Here is an 18,371-nt window from a genome sequence, read left to right on the forward strand (position 1 = left end):
ATGAACTATGATCGAATTTTAATACGATATGGTGAAATTTCAACAAAAGGGCGAAACCGCAATAAATTTGTGGAAAAACTCAAAAAAAGTATTCAACATGCGATAAGTGACTTTCCAAATGCGAAGGTTCAAGGGCAAAGGGAACGGATGTATATCGTGTTAAATGGGGATAACGGTGATCAAATCATTGAGCGGATTAGAGGGATTTTTGGCATTCAATCCTTCAGTCCTGCAGTTAAAACAAGTAAAGATTTAGAAGAAATGAAGAGCGCTGCCTTACAGCTTTTCCGAGAGGTGCATACAGAGGGGAAGAGCTTTAAAATAACGGCGCGACGTGCAGATAAAACGTATGAACTTGATACAAATGAATTGAATCAAGAATTTGGAGCCTATTTGCTTAAAAATGTTCCTAATTTAAAGGTGGATGTGAAGAATCCAGATATTGATCTTCGGGTAGAGGTACGTCCGGAGGCAACTTATTTGTCATGTGAAAATATTCAGGGAGCTGGCGGCTTACCAATAGGTTCGAGTGGAAAAGCGATGCTCATGCTCTCAGGAGGAATTGATAGTCCAGTTGCAGGTTATCTATCAATGAAACGTGGTTTAGAAGTAGAGGCAGTCCATTTCTTCAGTCCACCTTTTACGAGTGAACGTTCAAAACAAAAAGTCATTGAACTGGCAGAAAAGCTTGCGAAGGCAAACGGTGGATATTTTACGTTGCACATTGTGCCTTTCACGGCTACACAGCAAGCGATTCAAAAACAGATTCCTGAGAACTATACGATGACGACTACGAGAAGAATGATGCTGAACATTACCGATAAATTAAGAGCTCGACATGAGGGATTAGCCATTGTGACAGGTGAAAGCTTAGGTCAGGTAGCGAGCCAAACATTAGAGAGTATGTATGCGATCAATGATGTGACATCAACGCCGATTCTTCGCCCACTGGTGATGATGGACAAAACGGATATTATCAAAATTGCTCGGGAAATTGACACCCATGATATTTCCATTCAACCATATGAAGATTGCTGTACCGTTTTTGTACCAGCATCTCCAAAAACAAAGCCAAAAAAGGAAAAAGTGGAGTATTACGAGAGCTTTTTTGACTTTGAGCACTTAATTCAGGAAGCGGTTGAGAAAACAGAAACGATTCGTATTAGTCCAAAAGAAAAGGCTGAACTAGACGAGCTATTTTAATCCCTTATTTGTGAACAATTACCAGCAATAAATTTGCATGAAGGTCATAAGGATAACACATTCTATATTCACAAGGAGGTGATATCCTATGGCAAACAACAGCAGCTCAAACCAATTAGTTGTTTCAGGTGCTCAGCAAGCTTTAGATCAAATGAAGTATGAGATTGCTACTGAATTTGGCGTAAGTCTTGGAGCTGACACAACTTCTCGCGCTAACGGTTCAGTTGGTGGAGAAATCACGAAACGCCTTGTATCAATGGCAGAATCACAATTAGGCGGAGGTTTCAAATAAAAATTAAATAAAAATGGCTACGAGGAGTAAGCTTCGGCTTGCTCCTTTTTTCGTGCCTTAAATTTGCTCAAAGAATGATAAAAAAACTATATTGAAAGTAAATTTTGAAAATTCCATCTAGTATTTTTAAAAGAGACAAGGTAAAATATTATTGACACTAACTATTATGACTAGATAATAAAAAATATTGGATGTAGGTCCCTTCCTAGTCGGTTGTTCGAAATTCTATCTGTGGAACATAGTGAAACAATATTATTTTAGGGGGAGTTAGGATGAAAAGAGAAGATTTTTTGGCACCAAATAACTACAACTTAGTTTCAGAAATGGAAAAGTATGCAGGGGATCCAAATAGGCTTGCTCTTAAATGGGAATCGGAGGAAGGTGACACAAGGGAAATTACTTATAAAGATTTACTGAAAAACGCCAATAAGATTGGAAACGTTTTCTTAGGAAGTGGTCTTGAAAAAGGTGATGTCGTTTTAATTATTGTTCCAAGATTGATTGAAGCTTATCAGGTTTATATTGCGGCGCTAAAGACTGGACTTGTCGTCATTCCAAGTTCTGAAATGCTTAGAACAAAGGACCTTCAATATCGGATAACCCATGGAGATGTTAAGGCGATTGTAAGCTATCATCAATATGTAGACCAATTTGATGACTTAGACGAAATTGAAAAGCTCCCGAAATTTGTTGTTGGAGATGAAGCAAAAGGGTGGATTCATCTTGATAAAGAGATGGACCTTGCTCCAGATGAATTGCCTTTGGCGAATACGGATAAAGAAGATATGGCCTTTTTGTCTTATACTTCTGGAACAACCGGAAATCCTAAGGGCGTCGTACATACACATGGGTGGGCTTATGCTCATTTACGTGCAGCTGCACCAAATTGGCTCAGTATTGAAGATGGAGATACGGTTTGGGCAACGGCAGGTCCTGGATGGCAAAAGTGGATATGGAGTCCATTTCTTTCCGTATTAGGTACAGGTGCTACGGGAATTGTCTATAACGGCAAATTCAACCCGCAAAAATACTTAGCATTGCTTGATAAATATGCCGTCAATGTCCTTTGCTGCACACCGACTGAATACCGGTTAATGGCAAAGGTAGAGAATCTTACTGACTACTCATTGGCTCATTTACGTAGTGCAGTTTCGGCTGGAGAACCGTTAAATAGAAATGTCATTGATACATTTAAGAAGTATTTCAATGTGGAAGTACGAGATGGATACGGGCAAACAGAGAATACTTTACTTGTGGGAATTACGAAGGGAATGGAACTTAAAGCTGGTTCAATGGGCAAACCGATTCCAGGTAATCGAGTAGAGATTATAAATGAAGAAGGTGAACCGTGCGCACCTGGAGAGGTTGGAGATATTGCCGTTCATATTGATACACCGGCATTATTTAAACATTATTACAAGGACCCTGAAAGAACAGCTATGCAGTTCCGTGGAGATTATTACATCACTGGGGACAGAGCGAAAAAGGATGAAGAAGGTTACTTTTGGTTTGAAGGTAGAGGAGACGATATCATCATCAGCTCTGGCTATACAATCGGACCATTTGAAGTAGAAGATGCCCTTGTCAAGCATCCTTCTGTCAAAGAATGTGCAGTAGTGGCAAGTCCTGATGAAACAAGAGGCCATATTGTCAAAGCGTTTATTGTATTGAAAGACGGGATTGATACCGAGAATCCGATTTTAGTTAAGGAACTTCAAGACCATGTTAAAGGATTAACGGCACCCTATAAATACCCTCGAAAAATTGAATTTGTATCCGATCTACCAAAGACGACTTCTGGAAAAATTCGTAGGGTGGAATTGAGGCAAAAAGAGCTAGAGAAGGCGACAACAAATTAAAAAATTAATGGAATGGTTCAATACACCTAGGGGCGTTTATGAACTTCTTTATTGTCACACATTATGATGCAGGCGACTTAATTCGTCTGCTTTTTTTTATAGAAAATCAATTATTTAGGAAATCGAAGATAAATGATAAAATGGATGAAATGGAAGGAAAAGGAGAATGTAGGATGGGAACTCTTTGGTATGGTGGCTTAATTTATACTCTTCAAGACGAAGATCATGTGGTTGAAGCGATTTTAACAGAAAAAGATCGGATAATTGCAATGGGCAATGTAGAGAAATTAGAGCAAGATTTTGCCCATATGATACAGGATAAATTTCATTTACACGGACGTACACTGCTTCCAGGGTTTGTCGATAGTCATATTCACTTAATTGGCCATGGTGAAAAGCTTATGCGTCTTAATCTATCCACATATACCTCGAAGGCTGACGTTTTAATGGCTATCAAAGAATACGCCTCATCTCTTAATGAAGGAGAGTGGATCATTGGAGAAGGGTGGAATGAAAATCTTTGGGGAGATGCCAAGACGATTGATCGCAACGACATTGATATGGTCGTGCCCCATCACCCAGTTCTATTAAAAAGAATTTGTAGACATGTATTAGTAGTCAATTCATTTGCCTTACAGGAAGCATCGATTCAAGACGAAATGGATACTCCTCAAGGAGGAGTGATCGAAAAAGATGAAGAAGGAAAGCTTACTGGAGTTTTTAAAGAAAAAGCTCAAGATATGATGTTAGATGCCGTTCCGAATGCATCTGAGGAGCAGTTAAAAAAGGCATTGAGAATGGCGATTAAAGATGCATATGAAAAGGGATTAACAGGAGTACATACGGAGGATCTTTCCTACTATAATGGTTTTGAAAATACCTATCAGCTATTTAAAGATGTTATTGAAAAGGAAGAGCATTATTTTCGAGCGCACTTGCTTGTTCATTACTCGGTCCTTGAAGATTTCAAGCGAGCAGGAGGGCAATTTTTACAAGGAAATCAGTGGATTGAGTTTGGAGCCATGAAAATTTTTGCAGATGGTTCATTAGGAGGCAGAACAGCTCTTTTAAGTCATCCTTATGCTGATGACCCAGAAACATCCGGAGTAGCCATATACACGCAGGAAGAATTAAATGAACTTGTGGCAAAGGCGAGAGAAATAAGGATGCCAGTGGCGATTCATGCAATTGGTGATAAGGCTTTTGAAATGGTAGTTCAAGCTATCGAAGCTCACCCGTTAGTAGGGAATGGCAAGGATCGCATCATCCATGCCCAAATTTTAAGAAAAGAACTGATTGATAGAGTGAAGAAGCTTCCTGTCATATTAGATATTCAACCGAGCTTCTTAGCATCTGATTTTCCTTGGGTAATCGATAGAATTGGAGAAGGAAAATTAGATTATTGCTATGCTTGGAAAACACTTCTATCAGAACAACTTACATGTGCAGGTGGTTCAGATGCTCCAATTGAAGAGGTGAGTCCACTATTAGGCATTCACGCTGCAGTTGCCCGGGTAAGTCAGCAAACGCAAGAGGTCTATCAACCTGAAGAAGCGTTATCCACTTATGAAGCGGTATGTTTATATACAAAGGGAAGTGCGAGTGCTGCTTGTCATGAAGTAGACCGTGGCATTATCAAGGAAGGTTTCCTTGCAGATTTCACCATATTGGATCAAGACATTTTTCATTGTGCACCGCATGAAATACGCAATATCAATGTCGAAAGTACGGTTATCGGGGGAAAACCTGTTTATACAAAAATCACTGAAGGTACTTCTCCAACACAAACAATTTAAGCTCCTTCAAGCTAAATATCTAGAAGAATCTATGATTTGCCTTTATAATGATATTATTTCGAGACTAGAAGAATCGAGGCAAAAAGAATGAAAGATAACGAAGTGAAAGTAGGAGCTATTCAAGCAGCCTTTTCTTATTTTTTGTGGGGACTCTTACCGATTTATTGGAAACTGCTTGAGCAAGTGAATGCGGATGAAATTTTGGCCAATCGGGTAATTTGGTCCTTTGTTTTAATGCTGTTATTACTCATCGCAACAAGAAAATGGGCACCTTTTGTGGAGACACTTAAGGGATTAAGAAAAAATCAAAAAAGACTTTGGGCGTTAGTCATCGCCTCTTTGTTGGTCAGTGGAAACTGGTTCGTATACATTTGGGCGGTTAATCATGATCAAATGATCCAAGCGAGTCTAGGTTATTATATTAATCCTCTTGTTAGTGTCCTGTTAGGAGTTATATTTTTACATGAAAAACTATCTCCATTACAATATGTATCCTTTGCAATGGCTACAGGAGGTGTCTTGATTTTAAGCATCTCCTACGGTCAAATTCCATGGATTGCATTAGCGTTGGCTTTTTCATTTGGTTTATACGGATTAGCAAAAAAATTAATTAAGGTAGATTCAACCATTGGACTAACACTTGAAACGATGGTTGTAACCCCGTTAGCATTAGGGTATGTTGCTTATTTATTCATAGCAGACAGAAATATGTTTCTATCCTCATCCGTTTCGACAGACTTATTACTCATTGGGGCAGGGGCTGCAACGGCGTTACCTCTTTTGTATTTTGGGAAAGGGGCGCAAAAAATCCCATTATCGATGTTGGGATTCATACAATATATCGCGCCAACATTAACGCTGATTTTAGGCGTCTTTTTCTACGGAGAACCTTTTTCAAAAACCCATTTACTATCCTTTATTTTCATATGGGGAGCATTGACGCTCTATTCTTTGTCAAAAACGAAATTAATGAATCGCGAACTGAAACTAAAAAAAGGAAGAGGCTTAGGTGTGTAAAAAAACAACCTCGAGACGTATGCTCGAGGTTGTCCTTTTATTTGATTAGAGGAACGTTCTTTGTACTTTTTCCCAGAAAGAGTTGTCCTTTAATTTAACAGTTTTGATTCTTTTTTTACTAAGTTGGATTGTTATATCCTCAACATGCTGAATACTAAGTGCTTCATTATCCATCCCCATAGTCGGATAATCATTGCCGTCTTGAACGACCTTTATGGTCAACTTTCGATCACCACTTAAAATAAATGGAGAACCAAGTGTTCGATAAAGATTGTTGTTTAGTGAAGCAATTTCACTAACCTGCATCGATGGCAGTAAAGGATCGACGACAGCACCATGTACCGATTTATTGTAGGCAGTGCTTCCAGTTGGGGTAGCAACAATGATCCCATCCCCACGGAAGGTCTCAAAATGTAATTGATCAATAAATACTTCCATTACAATCGTTTGGATAATAGAAGAACGAACACTAAATTCATTCAGGCATTGAAAGGAAAATTGATTATCAATCGTCACCTCGATGGTTGGATAACGACGGATTTCAATTTGTTCTTTCGTAACCGCTTCAATAATTTTTGCTGTATCTTCAATATAAAAATCACAGTAAATATTTAGTTTCTCTTTCGTAGAAATCCCTGCATAAAGACAATCTTCACGGAATCCGGTTTTTCTAACTGCTTGTAAAAAAGCTCCATCATCACCAAAGCTAACAATGATATTGGCGATTCTATGGTCATTCACGATCGTAAATCCATAATCTTTAGCATGATCATAAAAGGGCTGAACCTTTTGCATCATTTCAGCATCTTTTTTGTGGAAGAAATAAACATTATTTCTGTTTTCCATGTAGAACCCCTCCATCCAAAATAAATAGGCATACCTATAGTATCGTGCATCCACATCCTAATATGAGCCCTAGATCTTCAGATCATTTTTTGTCATAATTGGAAAGGGATTGGGATTATTATACGCTGAAATATTGAACTCTTAGGTGCTTATCTAGTTTTAAGTCTACATATTTTTGAAACATTTTTGAAGTGGAAACGTAAATAAAAGTTGGAAATACGTCCATTTTGTGGCTTTGCTTTTTGGATAAAAATGCGCAACTAAGAAAGAAAAAGGAGGATAAAAAATATGACAGGGAAACGTTGGGCTGCGTTAGCTATTGCGGCAGTATTGCTTTTCTTTTCAATTGCGATTAACGCATTTTCTATTTTTGCATTTAGTAATTTTGAAAGTAACTTTGATGATTTATTTGGCGTAACAGAGGAACTTTTTGCAGAAGAAGTTATAGAATCAGGAGATGTTGCGAATCAAATTGCTGTACTGGATTTAAATGGTACGATTCAAGATACTGGTGGAGCTACGTCCATTTTTACAACAGAGGGCTATCATCACCAGACGTTTATGGAAAAGCTTGATTATGTGAAAGAAAATAATTCCGTTAAGGCTGTTATTCTACGCGTTAATACACCAGGTGGTGGTGTTGTTGAAAGTGCAGAAATCCACGATAAAATAGTGGAAATTCAATCTGAAGCAAATAAGCCAGTCTATATTTCTATGGGCTCGATGGCTGCATCAGGGGGGTATTACATAGCAGCACCGGCTCATAAAATTTTTGCAAGTCCGGAGACGCTAACAGGTTCATTAGGCGTCATTATGCAAGGCTATAATTTTGCCGGCCTTGCTGAAAAATACGGAGTCGAGTTTATCACGATTAAGAGTGGACCTTACAAGGATATTATGAGCCCAACAAGAGAAATGGCAGATGAAGAACGGGAGATCCTCCAATCGATGATTGACAATTCATATGAAGGTTTTGTTAAGGTCATTGCCGAAGGAAGAGGAATGTCTGAAGCAGAAGTAAGGCAAATTGCAGACGGACGAATTTATGACGGGAGACAAGCAAAAGAAATCGGGTTAATTGATGAGTTTGGTTATTTTGCCGATGTCGTGGAAGCCGTGAAAGAAGAGCAAAACATCCGCAATGCTCAAGTTGTGAAATATACGGAGAGCTTTGGTTTAGGCTCATTGTTTAGCTTAGGGGCGCAGAAATTAAAAGGGGGAGATCATGAACTAACTAGTTTGCTCAATCTTTTATCGCAAACACACTCTCCTCGTCTAATGTATTTGTATGCGGAATAGGGGGGATGAACATTGGAATCTAAAGATACTCAAATAGAAGAACAAATGATCGAGAACAAAGATGAAGGTGTTGTATCTTATGGAGGCATAAAGGAAAATTTTCGATTCGCTGGCTTTTGGATGAGGTTCTGGGCGTATCTCCTTGATTTATTGGTGATTGGCAGCATTGAGCGTATCCTGATTTATCCGCTATTCCGTAGCCTTGATCTCAGTTTAAATGAATCAAGTATGTTTGCTCCAATATCGATTTTAACGGCCATCACTTTCTATGCTTATTTTGTGTTAATGACAAAGTTTTTAGGGCAAACATTGGGGAAAATGGCTTTCGGGTTAAAAGTCGTTGATTTAACAGGAAAAAACCTTAGTTGGGGAACGATTCTATTTAGAGAATGGATTGGTCGCTTTATCTCAACCACTGTTTGGATCTCGTATGTAATCGTGGCTTTTTTACCAAAAAAGCAGGGCTTACATGATTTATTCTCTAATACATCGGTCATCCATGAACGATAGAGCTTCATTTATAGTTCCAGTCTGAAAATAAACCTGCAAATGTAGGTTTATTTTTTGTGTGTTCGTCGATAATGGTAGGCTGAAAGGTTGTGAAGGTGATGATGTGGGTTTTCATTGCTTTAGCGGTAATCGTGGTACTAATAATTTCTGTCATGCTCCTAAAATTAATCGTGATTATTGATTATTACCACAATAAAGACGATGACCGTTTTAAAATTACATTCAAAACATTTTTTGGACTTATAAAATATAAAATCAATGTTCCTGTCATTAAAATTGCCGAGGATTCCCCTGAGATTGTTGTAAAAGAAAAAATAGAAACAGGCGCACAGGAAAAAGATAAAAAACAGGATACGAAAAAATTTTCAGCAAAAGATATATTACAAAGCATCCAAGACATGGATCAATTCGTCAAACATGTGGTGGGGCTGCATCATATTATTCGTTCATTTCTAAAGAAAGTGACAATGGCGAATTTGGAGTGGAGGACGACTATTGGTATAAGTGACGCGGCCTATACCGGAATGCTAACAGGCGTTTTTTGGACGGTAAAAGGAAGTCTTGTTGGTTTGCTCACTTCTTTGTTAAAGGTGAAAACATTGCCAAATTTAATGGTTACTCCAGATTTTAATCGAACTGTAAATGAAACGTCATTTAGATGTATGATTCATTTTCGGATCGGGCATGCTATTTTTGCAGGAATTAAACTACTTAAATTTTGGAAGGGCGGAAAACCGCACTTCAAAACAAAGCCATTATCTATTTTGTCTGGTAATAAGGCAAAATCCGTATAAAAGGGAGGAAGTAAAATGTCCGATCATCCAATTCAAGGCTTGATGACAACTGCAATGGAAAACCTTAAAGAAATGATTGACGTGAACACTATTATCGGTGACCCTGTTGAAACTCCTGATGGAAGTGTCATACTAACAGTGTCAAAGGTTGGGTTCGGCTTTGCAGCTGGAGGTAGTGAGTTTATTCTTGATAGCAGTTCCAAAGATGAAAACCAGTCTAAGCACCCTTTTGGTGGAGGTAGTGGTGGAGGTGTTTCCATTACTCCGATTGCTTTCTTAATTGTAAATGCAAAAGAAGTTAAAATGGTTCATTTAGATGAAAGTACACATCTCTACGAGAAAATTTTAGATTTGGCTCCACAGGCTGTAGATAAAATACAGCAAATGCTCTCCAATAAAAATGATTCGAAGCAAAATTCTGGGCAAGAAGGAGAATACCAAAACCCAGAATATGGTGGACCAAAAAAAGACTTAGAACTCTAAAGGGGAATTTCTCCAAAATCAAAGTTAACTCTCTTTTCTAGGGAGTTAACTTTTTCATTTTAGTTAAAAATAAATCGTTCGAATAGTAAATATTTGCAAAATTGTCTCTGAATCGTTATGATTTACACTGTACATACGTTGTTAAGGAGGATGAGCCCATATGGCATCAGTCACTTTTAAAGGAAACCCAGTTACACTTGTTGGTACAGAAGTTAAGGTAGGCGACAAAGCACCAAGTTTTACCGTTTTAGCAAATGATTTATCTCCTGTTACACTAGAGGATTCAAAGGGTCATGTTCGTTTAATCAGTGTAGTACCTTCCATTGATACCGGAGTGTGTGACGCTCAAACTCGTCGTTTTAACGAAGAGGCAGCAAAGCTTGACAATGTTAAGGTATTAACAGTAAGTGCCGATTTACCTTTCGCCCAAAAGCGTTGGTGTGCAGCAGCTGGAATTGATAATGTTCAAACGGTTTCTGATCATCGAGATCTTTCTTTTGGAGAAGCGTACGGTGTTGTTATGCAAGAATTAAGGTTACTAGCTCGTTCTGTATTCGTTATCGATTCTAATGATACGGTTACTTATGTGGAATATGTTAGCGAAGGAACGGATCATCCGAACTACGAAGCAGCGATTGAAGCAGCAAAAGCAACGAAGTAATGTAAGTGCCAAGACCTCAGGTAACAAGTGGGGTCTTGCTTTCTTTTTCTCTTCTGTTTATTATGTCTCCCTTCTCATACATTCCACTTTTCTTGTACAAGTAGTATAATCCCGAGTAGAATAGAACAATAAGATGACGAGGAGGAATGCATCGTGAAAATCTCTCCCGTAGAGGATTTATTTTCAGTGATTAATGATACGGCTACTATTTTACAAGAAGAATTATCGATCACCTTTTTAGAAGCATTAGCGGAGACAGGTGAAAATATATTTCAAGAGGCCATATTACAAGATGAAGAAATTAGTGAACTAAGTAAGAAGAGGCTGAAAAAGAGTTACGAGTCTCTAAAATTAGATAGATACACCGTTGAAGAGATACGAAAGTCTTTTCAATTGGCCATTTTAAAAGGAATGAAGGAAAGTGTACAACCTAATCATCAAATGACCCCAGATGCTGTAGGGATGCTTGTCGGTTACTTGGTGAATAAGTTTGTGACGAAGTCTTCATATCGCTTATTTGATCCCGCAATTGGAACAGGAAATCTCATCACGACTGTTATAAATCAGCAGGCTGGAAAACAAATCGAAGGTATGGGGATTGATGTTGATGATCTGCTTATTAAACTAGCTTTCATAAATGCTAATTTACAGCAACATCCAATTGAATTGTATAATCAAGATAGTCTAGAACCACTTTTCATTGAACTTGCTGATGCGGTCGTAAGTGATTTACCGGTCGGGTATTACCCGAATGATGTAAGAGCAGCTGATTTTCAATTGAAATCAGATAAAGGACACTCTTACGCTCATCACCTCTTTATTGAACAAAGCATTAAGTATACTAAAGACGGTGGATATTTATTTTTTATTATTCCCAATGGATTATTTGAAAGCGAAGAAGCTCCAAAGCTACATGAATTCTTAAAAGAGCATGCTTATATCCAGTCGATTTTACAACTACCATTAACGATGTTTCGCCATGAAAATGCCGCGAAAAGCGTGTTGATTTTACAGAAAAAAGGAGAGGAAGTTAAAGCGCCAAAACAGGTACTTTTAGTTAATCTTCCAAGTCTATCCAATGGGCATCAGGTTGAAAAGACCTTACAAAAAATCGATCAATGGATAAAAGAAAATAAATAAACGTAATCGACCACTGAAAATTTCAGTGGTCTTATTTTATGGAAGGGGGATTCGGACTTAGTTATAGGGTGAATCATCAATGTTGTCCGAATCCGCCAGATATTCGGACGGTATTCAAGAAAGGATGATCTATTAAGTCCGAAAGACCAACTACTCCCATTCTCTAGTCAAGCGATCACGGAGTATTTTGTGAAAAGTTCACAATATATACAGATTTATCATTAAAATCAGAATATATTTACTTTATAGTGAAAACGATACCATTTTATCCTCGTTCTTGAATTGTTTAATTGACAATGATTAAATGAGAAATTGAGAGATAGAAATAAGCTTACTTGAACAAAATAAGTAAGAAATACATATTTACGTTAAGTTAAAGGAGCGGAAACGATGGCAAAAGTAATCGCAATCAATGCAGGCAGTTCATCTTTAAAGTTTCAATTATTTGAAATGCCTACTGAAGAAGTCATTACAAAAGGATTAATTGAAAGAATCGGACTAAAAGATTCTATTTTCAATATAACCGTTAATGGTGAGAAACAAACAGAAACTACTGATATTCCTGACCACAGTGTTGCTGTTAAAATGCTACTAAACAAATTAACAGAAACAGGCATCATTCAATCATTAGATGAGATCGAAGGAATTGGCCATCGTGTCGTACATGGTGGAGAAGAATTTGCTGACTCTGTTGTTATTACAGACGAAGTGCTTCAAAAAATCGAAGAGCTATCAGAATTAGCTCCTCTTCACAACCCAGCTAATGTTACAGGTATTAGAGCATTTAAAGAAGTGCTGCCGAATGTTCCTGCTGTAGCTGTTTTTGACACGGCTTTCCATCAAACCATGCCAGAAAACTCTTTTCTTTACAGCCTTCCATATGAGTATTATGAGAAGTATGGCATTCGTAAATATGGTTTCCATGGTACTTCACATAAATATGTTTCAGAACGTGCGGCGGAAATGTTAGGTCGTCCGCTTGAGCAATTACGCTTGCTTTCTTGTCACCTAGGTAATGGTGCGAGTATCGCGGCTATTGAAGGTGGAAAATCAATTGATACATCAATGGGATTCACGCCACTTGCGGGTGTTACAATGGGAACTCGTTCAGGGAATATTGATCCTGCCCTAATCCCTTATATTATGGAAAAAACGAATAAAACAGCTGAAGAGGTTTTAGATGTTTTAAATAAAGAAAGTGGTATGCTCGCTGTTTCTGGTTTCTCTAGCGATTTACGCGATATCGAAGTAGAAGCAGAAAAAGGAAACGAGCGTGCAGAATTAGCTCTAAAAGTATTCGCAGACCGTATTCATAAATACATCGGTTCTTATTCTGCTAAAATGTATGGAGTAGATGCGATTATCTTTACAGCAGGAATTGGTGAAAATAGTGCTTCTATTCGTGAAAGAGTCCTTCAAGGTCTAGAATTCATGGGTGTTTATTTTGATCCAGCTTTGAACAAGGTTCGCGGTGAGGAAGCGTTCATTAGTTTCCCACATTCTCCTGTAAAAGTTATGATCATTCCAACAAATGAAGAGGTTATGATTGCAAGAGACGTTGTAAGACTAACTCACTAAGAAAAAATAAAAAAGCAACTTTTCACTAAAACTGAAAAGTTGCTTTTTTTATTTGGCGATTTCTTCCATTATCTTGCCTTTATTTATTTTATAGATCCGATGGGCAAGCTTTTCCGCTTCTTGAAAGTCATGGGTAACCATAATGACAGGAATATTCCATGTTTGATGAAGTCGTAAAAGCTCATCCTGACATTCCTGACGAATCTCTTGGTCTAATGCGGAGAAAGGTTCATCTAACAAGAGGATCTGAGGTTTTGTTGATAAAGCCCTTGCAAGAGCAACTCTCTGTTTTTCTCCACCAGAGATCTGTCTTGGATATTTATCCATGAGGTGTCCAATTCCCAATACTTCAACCAATTGTTTAACGAACTCTTGATCTTTCGCTCCGTAAAGAATATTCTTTTTAACTGTCATGTGGGGAAATAGAGCATAATCTTGGAATAAATAACCGATATTTCTTTTTTGAATAGGGACAGATTCTTTTTTGTTTTTAAAAAGGGAAACATTATTTAATGTGATCGAACCGGAGTCAGGAGGAACAAGCCCAGCAATACTATTTAAGATCGTTGTTTTCCCTGACCCTGATGGGCCAAACAAGATGACAATTTCGTCTTCAACTTTTAGATTCACATCAAGCTCAAAAGAATCTAATTTTTTTCTAATATCTAAAGTAAGCATCTCGATTACCTCTTTTTATTTATTTTTCGAATATCGCAAAATGTTTCGCTTCGTCCACCAATTGAGCCACAGGATGGAGCAAAATCCAAGAAGTACAATGATTACAACCCAAAAAGTAGCTGCTTCCATATTTCCAGACTCCACCGCAAAATATATCGCTAATGGAATCGTTTCTGTTTTATTGGGAATAAAACCGGCAATCATTAAGGTCGCTCCAAACTCACCTAATGCCCTGGCGAAGGTTAAAACAGTTCCTGCTAATATTCCAGGAAAAGCAAGAGGAAATGAAATTGTCCAAAATATCCTCCATTTTGAGGCACCCATTGTGAGGGCAGCATTTTCAATATTAATATCAAAGTTTTGAAAAGCAGCTGATGCACTTTGATACATTAAGGGGAAGGAAACGACAATTGACGCAATAACCGCTCCTACCCATGTGAATACGATTTGAAAGTCAAACCACTCTATTAGAAGGCTACCAATTAATCCGTTCTTACCAAACATGTATAATAAGCCAAATCCGACGACGGTTGGAGGTAACACTAATGGTAATAGGATGATGGATTCAATAATATTTTTTCCTGGAAACGAATTTCGAGCAATTATTCTTGCTGAAAAAATACCAACAATGAATACAACACATGTCGCAATGCTGGCAATCTTTAAAGATAAAAATAATGGTGTATAGTTCATTTCATGCATTCCTTTTACATTACGGTTTTTTTAAACAATATTGTTAATAAAAAGATTTTTGGCTTATTTCGTGTGAAATGAGCCAAAAATCAACAGTATAGTATATATCATATAGCATTATTTTATAAACCCAAATTCATTTAATATCGCTTGTGCCTCATCTGTTTGTAAAAAATCAATAAATAATTTGGCACTATCCGCATTTTCACTTTCTGCTGTTACGGCAGCTGGATAGATGACAGGAGTATGCCAATCTGATGAGGCTTCAGCAATAATTTTTACTTGCTCAGAGATGAATGCATCACTTGAGTACACAATGCCTAAATCTGTATTACCAGATTCAACATAAGTTAACACTTGACGAACATCTTTTGCTAGGATGAATTGTTTTTCTAATTCCTCCCATTTTCCAATAGTCGTAAGGGCTTCCTTAGCGTAAGTACCAGCAGGGACACTTTCAGGATTTCCAATAGCTAATTCTCCGATTTCAGCGGAATTAAGATCCTCGAAGGAAGAAATTTCTATATCATTATCTTTTTGACTAATTAGAACAAGTTTGTTACCTGTAAAGTCAACTCTTGTATCTGGTAGAATTAAATTTTCTTCTTCAAGTGTATCCATCCATTTTTGATCAGCAGAAAGAAATGCATCGGCAGGGGCTCCCTGTTGAATTTGTTGAGCGAGTGTACCCGAACTTCCAAAATTGAAGGAAACATCAATATTTGAATATGTATCTTCAAATGCTTTTTCAATTTCCGACATGGCATCTGTTAAACTTGCCGCAGTTGAAATTAATATTTCAGTACTTTCTATTGGCTGATCCGAATTATCTGATGACGCGTCGTTTGATTCTTGATTATTACACCCAACTGTAAGAAAAAGTATGAGCATAAATATTATTCCAATCTTCCATGTGCTTTTCATCTAAAAATCCTCCCTAGTAAGTTAAATGTAATGATAATTGTTTTGTCTAAATAGATTATTCTTTAAAGAAAACGTATTCCACCTTTCTTTTAAATATATCTAATTATAAATAGTTATAACTAGATATATTTAAGTATAATTCTGAAACTTACTCCAGTAAATGATAAAATAAGAACAAATAATGAATTTCTCGGAGGAAATATCATGCCATTAGAAGAATCCTATACAACGGAACAAATTGCTCAAATATTAAAGGTTTCTAAATTAACGGTCTATGACTTAATCAAGAAGGGCAAGCTTCCAGCTTATCGAGTTGGTAGACAAATGAGAGTGGATGCATCTGATTTAGAAAACTATAAGAATAAGGCAAAGGGAGTGATTGTACCTGAGCGTGCTACTGGAGTAGAAGCAAGTACAAGTACGATTCAGACTTCCAACCGTTCAATAATTATTAGCGGTCAAGATAATAGCTTAGATTTACTGACAAAATATATTGAAAAGGAAACGAATCTATTTCGTCCACTTCGTTCTTATGTAGGCAGTCTAGAAAGTTTAATTTCTATGTATAAAGGTGAGGCTGATATCGTCAGTACGCATTTATATGATGGCGATACAGGCGATTATAACATCCCTTACATTAGAAGAATTCTTGTAAGTAATTCTTTTATCGTGGTCAATTTAATATGTCGCCAGGCAGGATTTTATGTGGCGAAAGGAAACCCGAAGAACATATATGATTTTCAAGATTTACTTCGGAGTGATGTGAAAATCATTAATAGAGAAAAAGGTTCAGGGGCAAGAGTTTTACTAGATGAGAAGTTGAGAGTCGCTAGTATTAGCAAGGATAAAATAAGAGGGTATGGTGATGAAGAAACGAGCCATCTAGGAGTTGCAGGCGTGATCTCAAAGCAGTATGCAGATGTAGGAATAGGAATTGAAAAAGTGGCAAATCTTGTTGGCATTGATTTTGTGCCACTGACAAAAGAAAGATATGACCTCGTTATTCTGAAAACCGCAACAAATAAAGAAATCATTTCAATGATCTTAAATATTCTTCAATCCACTAACTTGAAGGAAGAGTTATTATCGATTGGTTATGATGTTTCTTACACAGGCGATATTATCTATGAGCAGTAGGAAACGTTTGTACGTGTGAAGTGACCCGCTATACCTATGCTATACTAAACAATAATGACAGTGCTCCAAGGAGGTTCATTGAATGTTGTCCGATCGAGAACAAAAAGTAATGAATGATATTAAGGGTTGGGAGCAGAGCTTGTATCAATATGAAACAAATGATTTTGTGTTAGCGTATGAAAGATACTTTGAACGAGCTTTTTCATTACTTCCAGAGCAAACTCAAAAAGATTTCTTCTCTGTAGTGGATACGTGGCTTTTTCATCTCCATGCACTTATACAAGGAACTCAAATTCAGCACGATGCGAAAGAGCGAGTTTTATCTGTAGGACGCGTTTTTAATGAGGATATCCATCAAGTAGAGGATTTAAAGCAGTTATCGATTGATCAATTGCAATACATAGCTCAACAGCAAATAGCTAGACACCGACTTTATTCTTTCGCACAGGGGGGATTATCAGGAACGGGTGGACCTGTCCTCCTTGGGACAGATATTCCTGCGATAGCGGTGATTAATATTCGTTCGGTTCAGCTAGTCGCGATGACGTATGGATATGAAGTGAATAATCCATTTGAAATGATGACGTCGTTAAAGGTATTTCATGCTGCAACACTTCCAGCGAGATTACAAGGGCAAGGATGGGAGCAGCTGATGAATGAACTGCAATCGACCAATGAATATTATTTTTACGATGGTGAGGAGGATTTGACCAATACTTTATGGCTTGAGCAGCCATTAAGACAAATTCTTAAAGCCGTTACGATCCTTTTATTGAAAAATAAAACCGTACAAGGTATTCCTTTTATCAGTATGGCGATTGGGGCAGGTGTGAACTACCAGTTGACGAGAAAAGTAACTGATTTTGCCCATAAATATTATCAAATGCGGTATTTAATGGAGAAGGAGAAAGATGAATGAGTACGAGTGAACATAAAAAAGAGGCACCGAATCAGGTAAAATGTAAGGTCATTACGGTAAGCGATACGAGAACGAAAGAAACAGATAAAAGTGGGCAAACGATGATTTCTCTTTTAGAGGATTCTGGTCATGTCATTGTCGATTATGTCATCGTCAAAGATGAAGCAGCTGCGATTCGTGAAGCAGTTCTACAAGGATGTGAAACATCAAATATTGATGTCGTTTTAACAAATGGTGGAACAGGAATTGCCAAAAGAGATGTGACCATTGAAACGGTAAAAACTTTATTTGCCAAAGAGATTACAGGTTTTGGAGAGCTTTTTAGAATGTTAAGCTATCAAGAGGATATCGGCTCGGCAGCCATTCTATCACGTGCAATAGCGGGAGTCGTCAATAATAAGGCCGTATTTTCAACACCTGGTTCTACTGGAGCTGTTAAGCTTGCAATGAATCGCTTAATTCTTCCCGAAATTGGTCATGTTGTACGTGAACTCCGGAAGGATCTATAAAAAAGGGACAGCGCTTAAAAACGCTGTCCTTTT

The 18,371-nt window shown here is 37.6% G+C and carries 19 protein-coding genes; 15 read left to right on the plus strand and 4 right to left on the minus strand.

The features are described 5' to 3' along the window. From thiI to rarD, 5 genes are all read left to right on the plus strand, one after another. Positions 1 to 1,203, plus strand: a complete 1,203-nt coding sequence (gene thiI, locus AA0X71_RS06355; protein ID WP_413360471.1) for a tRNA uracil 4-sulfurtransferase ThiI — start codon at positions 1 to 3, stop codon at positions 1,201 to 1,203. An 88-nt stretch (positions 1,204 to 1,291) separates the two neighbouring features. Further along, on the plus strand, positions 1,292 to 1,495 hold the full coding sequence (locus tag AA0X71_RS06360) for a small, acid-soluble spore protein, alpha/beta type (RefSeq protein WP_413360473.1): 204 nt from the start codon (positions 1,292 to 1,294) through the stop codon (positions 1,493 to 1,495). 272 nt (positions 1,496 to 1,767) lie between these two features. After that, on the plus strand, positions 1,768 to 3,354 hold the full coding sequence (gene mbcS, locus AA0X71_RS06365; protein ID WP_413360475.1) for an acyl-CoA synthetase MbcS: 1,587 nt from the start codon (positions 1,768 to 1,770) through the stop codon (positions 3,352 to 3,354). A gap of 173 nt (positions 3,355 to 3,527) precedes the next feature. Continuing rightward, on the plus strand, positions 3,528 to 5,150 hold the full coding sequence (locus tag AA0X71_RS06370) for an amidohydrolase (RefSeq protein ID WP_413362503.1): 1,623 nt from the start codon (positions 3,528 to 3,530) through the stop codon (positions 5,148 to 5,150). A gap of 87 nt (positions 5,151 to 5,237) precedes the next feature. Then, positions 5,238 to 6,167, plus strand: coding sequence for an EamA family transporter RarD (gene rarD / locus AA0X71_RS06375; protein WP_413360478.1), 930 nt, complete (start codon positions 5,238 to 5,240; stop codon positions 6,165 to 6,167). A 45-nt stretch (positions 6,168 to 6,212) separates the two neighbouring features. Here rarD and AA0X71_RS06380 read toward each other — a convergent pair whose 3' ends face one another. Continuing rightward, positions 6,213 to 7,013: an NAD kinase gene (locus AA0X71_RS06380; protein ID WP_413360480.1), complete on the minus strand. Its 801-nt coding sequence runs from the start codon at positions 7,011 to 7,013 to the stop codon at positions 6,213 to 6,215. A 288-nt stretch (positions 7,014 to 7,301) separates the two neighbouring features. Between AA0X71_RS06380 and sppA the strand changes: the two genes are divergently transcribed. From sppA to AA0X71_RS06415, 7 genes are all read left to right on the plus strand, one after another. After that, entirely contained in the window at positions 7,302 to 8,312 is a 1,011-nt protein-coding gene (gene sppA / locus AA0X71_RS06385; RefSeq protein ID WP_413360482.1) for a signal peptide peptidase SppA, read from the plus strand. A 45-nt stretch (positions 8,313 to 8,357) separates the two neighbouring features. Continuing rightward, on the plus strand, positions 8,358 to 8,822 hold the full coding sequence (locus AA0X71_RS06390; protein WP_413362505.1) for an RDD family protein: 465 nt from the start codon (positions 8,358 to 8,360) through the stop codon (positions 8,820 to 8,822). Positions 8,823 to 8,920: 98 nt separating this feature from the next. Further along, positions 8,921 to 9,616, plus strand: coding sequence for a DUF2953 domain-containing protein (locus AA0X71_RS06395; protein WP_413360485.1), 696 nt, complete (start codon positions 8,921 to 8,923; stop codon positions 9,614 to 9,616). A gap of 15 nt (positions 9,617 to 9,631) precedes the next feature. Next, entirely contained in the window at positions 9,632 to 10,099 is a 468-nt protein-coding gene (ytfJ, locus tag AA0X71_RS06400; protein WP_413360488.1) for a GerW family sporulation protein, read from the plus strand. Positions 10,100 to 10,259: 160 nt separating this feature from the next. After that, a complete protein-coding gene (gene tpx / locus AA0X71_RS06405; protein ID WP_413360490.1) occupies positions 10,260 to 10,760 on the plus strand; it encodes a thiol peroxidase in 501 nt (166 codons plus the stop codon). 153 nt (positions 10,761 to 10,913) lie between these two features. Next, the gene (locus AA0X71_RS06410; protein ID WP_413360492.1) at positions 10,914 to 11,900 is read left to right on the plus strand and encodes a class I SAM-dependent methyltransferase; all 987 of its coding nucleotides are present in this window, start codon (positions 10,914 to 10,916) and stop codon (positions 11,898 to 11,900) included. A gap of 390 nt (positions 11,901 to 12,290) precedes the next feature. Beyond that, on the plus strand, positions 12,291 to 13,478 hold the full coding sequence (locus AA0X71_RS06415; RefSeq protein WP_413360494.1) for an acetate kinase: 1,188 nt from the start codon (positions 12,291 to 12,293) through the stop codon (positions 13,476 to 13,478). Between the two features lie 48 nt (positions 13,479 to 13,526). Here the strand turns inward: AA0X71_RS06415 and AA0X71_RS06420 are convergent, their stop codons facing one another. The 3 genes from AA0X71_RS06420 to modA form a co-directional block, all read right to left on the minus strand. Further along, positions 13,527 to 14,156 carry an ATP-binding cassette domain-containing protein gene (locus AA0X71_RS06420; RefSeq protein WP_413360496.1) on the minus strand — a complete coding sequence of 210 codons (630 nt, stop codon included), beginning with the start codon at positions 14,154 to 14,156 and terminating at the stop codon, positions 13,527 to 13,529. Between the two features lie 15 nt (positions 14,157 to 14,171). Continuing rightward, the gene (gene modB / locus AA0X71_RS06425) at positions 14,172 to 14,849 is read right to left on the minus strand and encodes a molybdate ABC transporter permease subunit (protein ID WP_413360498.1); all 678 of its coding nucleotides are present in this window, start codon (positions 14,847 to 14,849) and stop codon (positions 14,172 to 14,174) included. Between the two features lie 117 nt (positions 14,850 to 14,966). Further along, complete coding sequence (modA, locus tag AA0X71_RS06430; protein WP_413360501.1) at positions 14,967 to 15,773, minus strand: molybdate ABC transporter substrate-binding protein; 807 nt, start codon at positions 15,771 to 15,773, stop codon at positions 14,967 to 14,969. 204 nt (positions 15,774 to 15,977) lie between these two features. Between modA and AA0X71_RS06435 the strand changes: the two genes are divergently transcribed. From AA0X71_RS06435 to AA0X71_RS06445, 3 genes are all read left to right on the plus strand, one after another. Then, the gene (locus tag AA0X71_RS06435) at positions 15,978 to 16,910 is read left to right on the plus strand and encodes a substrate-binding domain-containing protein (protein WP_413360504.1); all 933 of its coding nucleotides are present in this window, start codon (positions 15,978 to 15,980) and stop codon (positions 16,908 to 16,910) included. 82 nt (positions 16,911 to 16,992) lie between these two features. Further along, on the plus strand, positions 16,993 to 17,829 hold the full coding sequence (locus AA0X71_RS06440) for an EcsC family protein (protein WP_413360507.1): 837 nt from the start codon (positions 16,993 to 16,995) through the stop codon (positions 17,827 to 17,829). Beyond that, on the plus strand, positions 17,826 to 18,338 hold the full coding sequence (locus AA0X71_RS06445) for a MogA/MoaB family molybdenum cofactor biosynthesis protein (RefSeq protein ID WP_413360509.1): 513 nt from the start codon (positions 17,826 to 17,828) through the stop codon (positions 18,336 to 18,338). The genes AA0X71_RS06440 and AA0X71_RS06445 overlap by 4 nt, the downstream gene beginning before the upstream one ends. Positions 18,339 to 18,371: the final 33 nt, after the last annotated feature.

Origin of the sequence: Robertmurraya phoenicis (assembly GCF_047302285.1) — a bacterium.
GTDB lineage: Bacteria > Bacillota > Bacilli > Bacillales > Cytobacillaceae > Robertmurraya.

Coding starts and splice junctions, on each gene's coding strand:
- tpx (WP_413360490.1), top strand. CDS start 10,260: ATGGCATCAGTCACTTTTAAAGGAAACCCAGTTACACTTGTTGGTACA.
- AA0X71_RS06360 (WP_413360473.1), top strand. CDS start 1,292: ATGGCAAACAACAGCAGCTCAAACCAATTAGTTGTTTCAGGTGCTCAG.
- modA (WP_413360501.1), bottom strand. CDS start 15,773: ATGAAAAGCACATGGAAGATTGGAATAATATTTATGCTCATACTTTTT.
- rarD (WP_413360478.1), top strand. CDS start 5,238: ATGAAAGATAACGAAGTGAAAGTAGGAGCTATTCAAGCAGCCTTTTCT.
- mbcS (WP_413360475.1), top strand. CDS start 1,768: ATGAAAAGAGAAGATTTTTTGGCACCAAATAACTACAACTTAGTTTCA.
- AA0X71_RS06380 (WP_413360480.1), bottom strand. CDS start 7,013: ATGGAAAACAGAAATAATGTTTATTTCTTCCACAAAAAAGATGCTGAA.
- ytfJ (WP_413360488.1), top strand. CDS start 9,632: ATGTCCGATCATCCAATTCAAGGCTTGATGACAACTGCAATGGAAAAC.
- AA0X71_RS06445 (WP_413360509.1), top strand. CDS start 17,826: ATGAGTACGAGTGAACATAAAAAAGAGGCACCGAATCAGGTAAAATGT.
- AA0X71_RS06395 (WP_413360485.1), top strand. CDS start 8,921: ATGATGTGGGTTTTCATTGCTTTAGCGGTAATCGTGGTACTAATAATT.
- AA0X71_RS06415 (WP_413360494.1), top strand. CDS start 12,291: ATGGCAAAAGTAATCGCAATCAATGCAGGCAGTTCATCTTTAAAGTTT.
- AA0X71_RS06440 (WP_413360507.1), top strand. CDS start 16,993: ATGTTGTCCGATCGAGAACAAAAAGTAATGAATGATATTAAGGGTTGG.
- thiI (WP_413360471.1), top strand. CDS start 1: ATGAACTATGATCGAATTTTAATACGATATGGTGAAATTTCAACAAAA.
- AA0X71_RS06435 (WP_413360504.1), top strand. CDS start 15,978: ATGCCATTAGAAGAATCCTATACAACGGAACAAATTGCTCAAATATTA.
- AA0X71_RS06420 (WP_413360496.1), bottom strand. CDS start 14,156: ATGCTTACTTTAGATATTAGAAAAAAATTAGATTCTTTTGAGCTTGAT.
- sppA (WP_413360482.1), top strand. CDS start 7,302: ATGACAGGGAAACGTTGGGCTGCGTTAGCTATTGCGGCAGTATTGCTT.
- modB (WP_413360498.1), bottom strand. CDS start 14,849: ATGAACTATACACCATTATTTTTATCTTTAAAGATTGCCAGCATTGCG.
- AA0X71_RS06370 (WP_413362503.1), top strand. CDS start 3,528: ATGGGAACTCTTTGGTATGGTGGCTTAATTTATACTCTTCAAGACGAA.
- AA0X71_RS06390 (WP_413362505.1), top strand. CDS start 8,358: ATGATCGAGAACAAAGATGAAGGTGTTGTATCTTATGGAGGCATAAAG.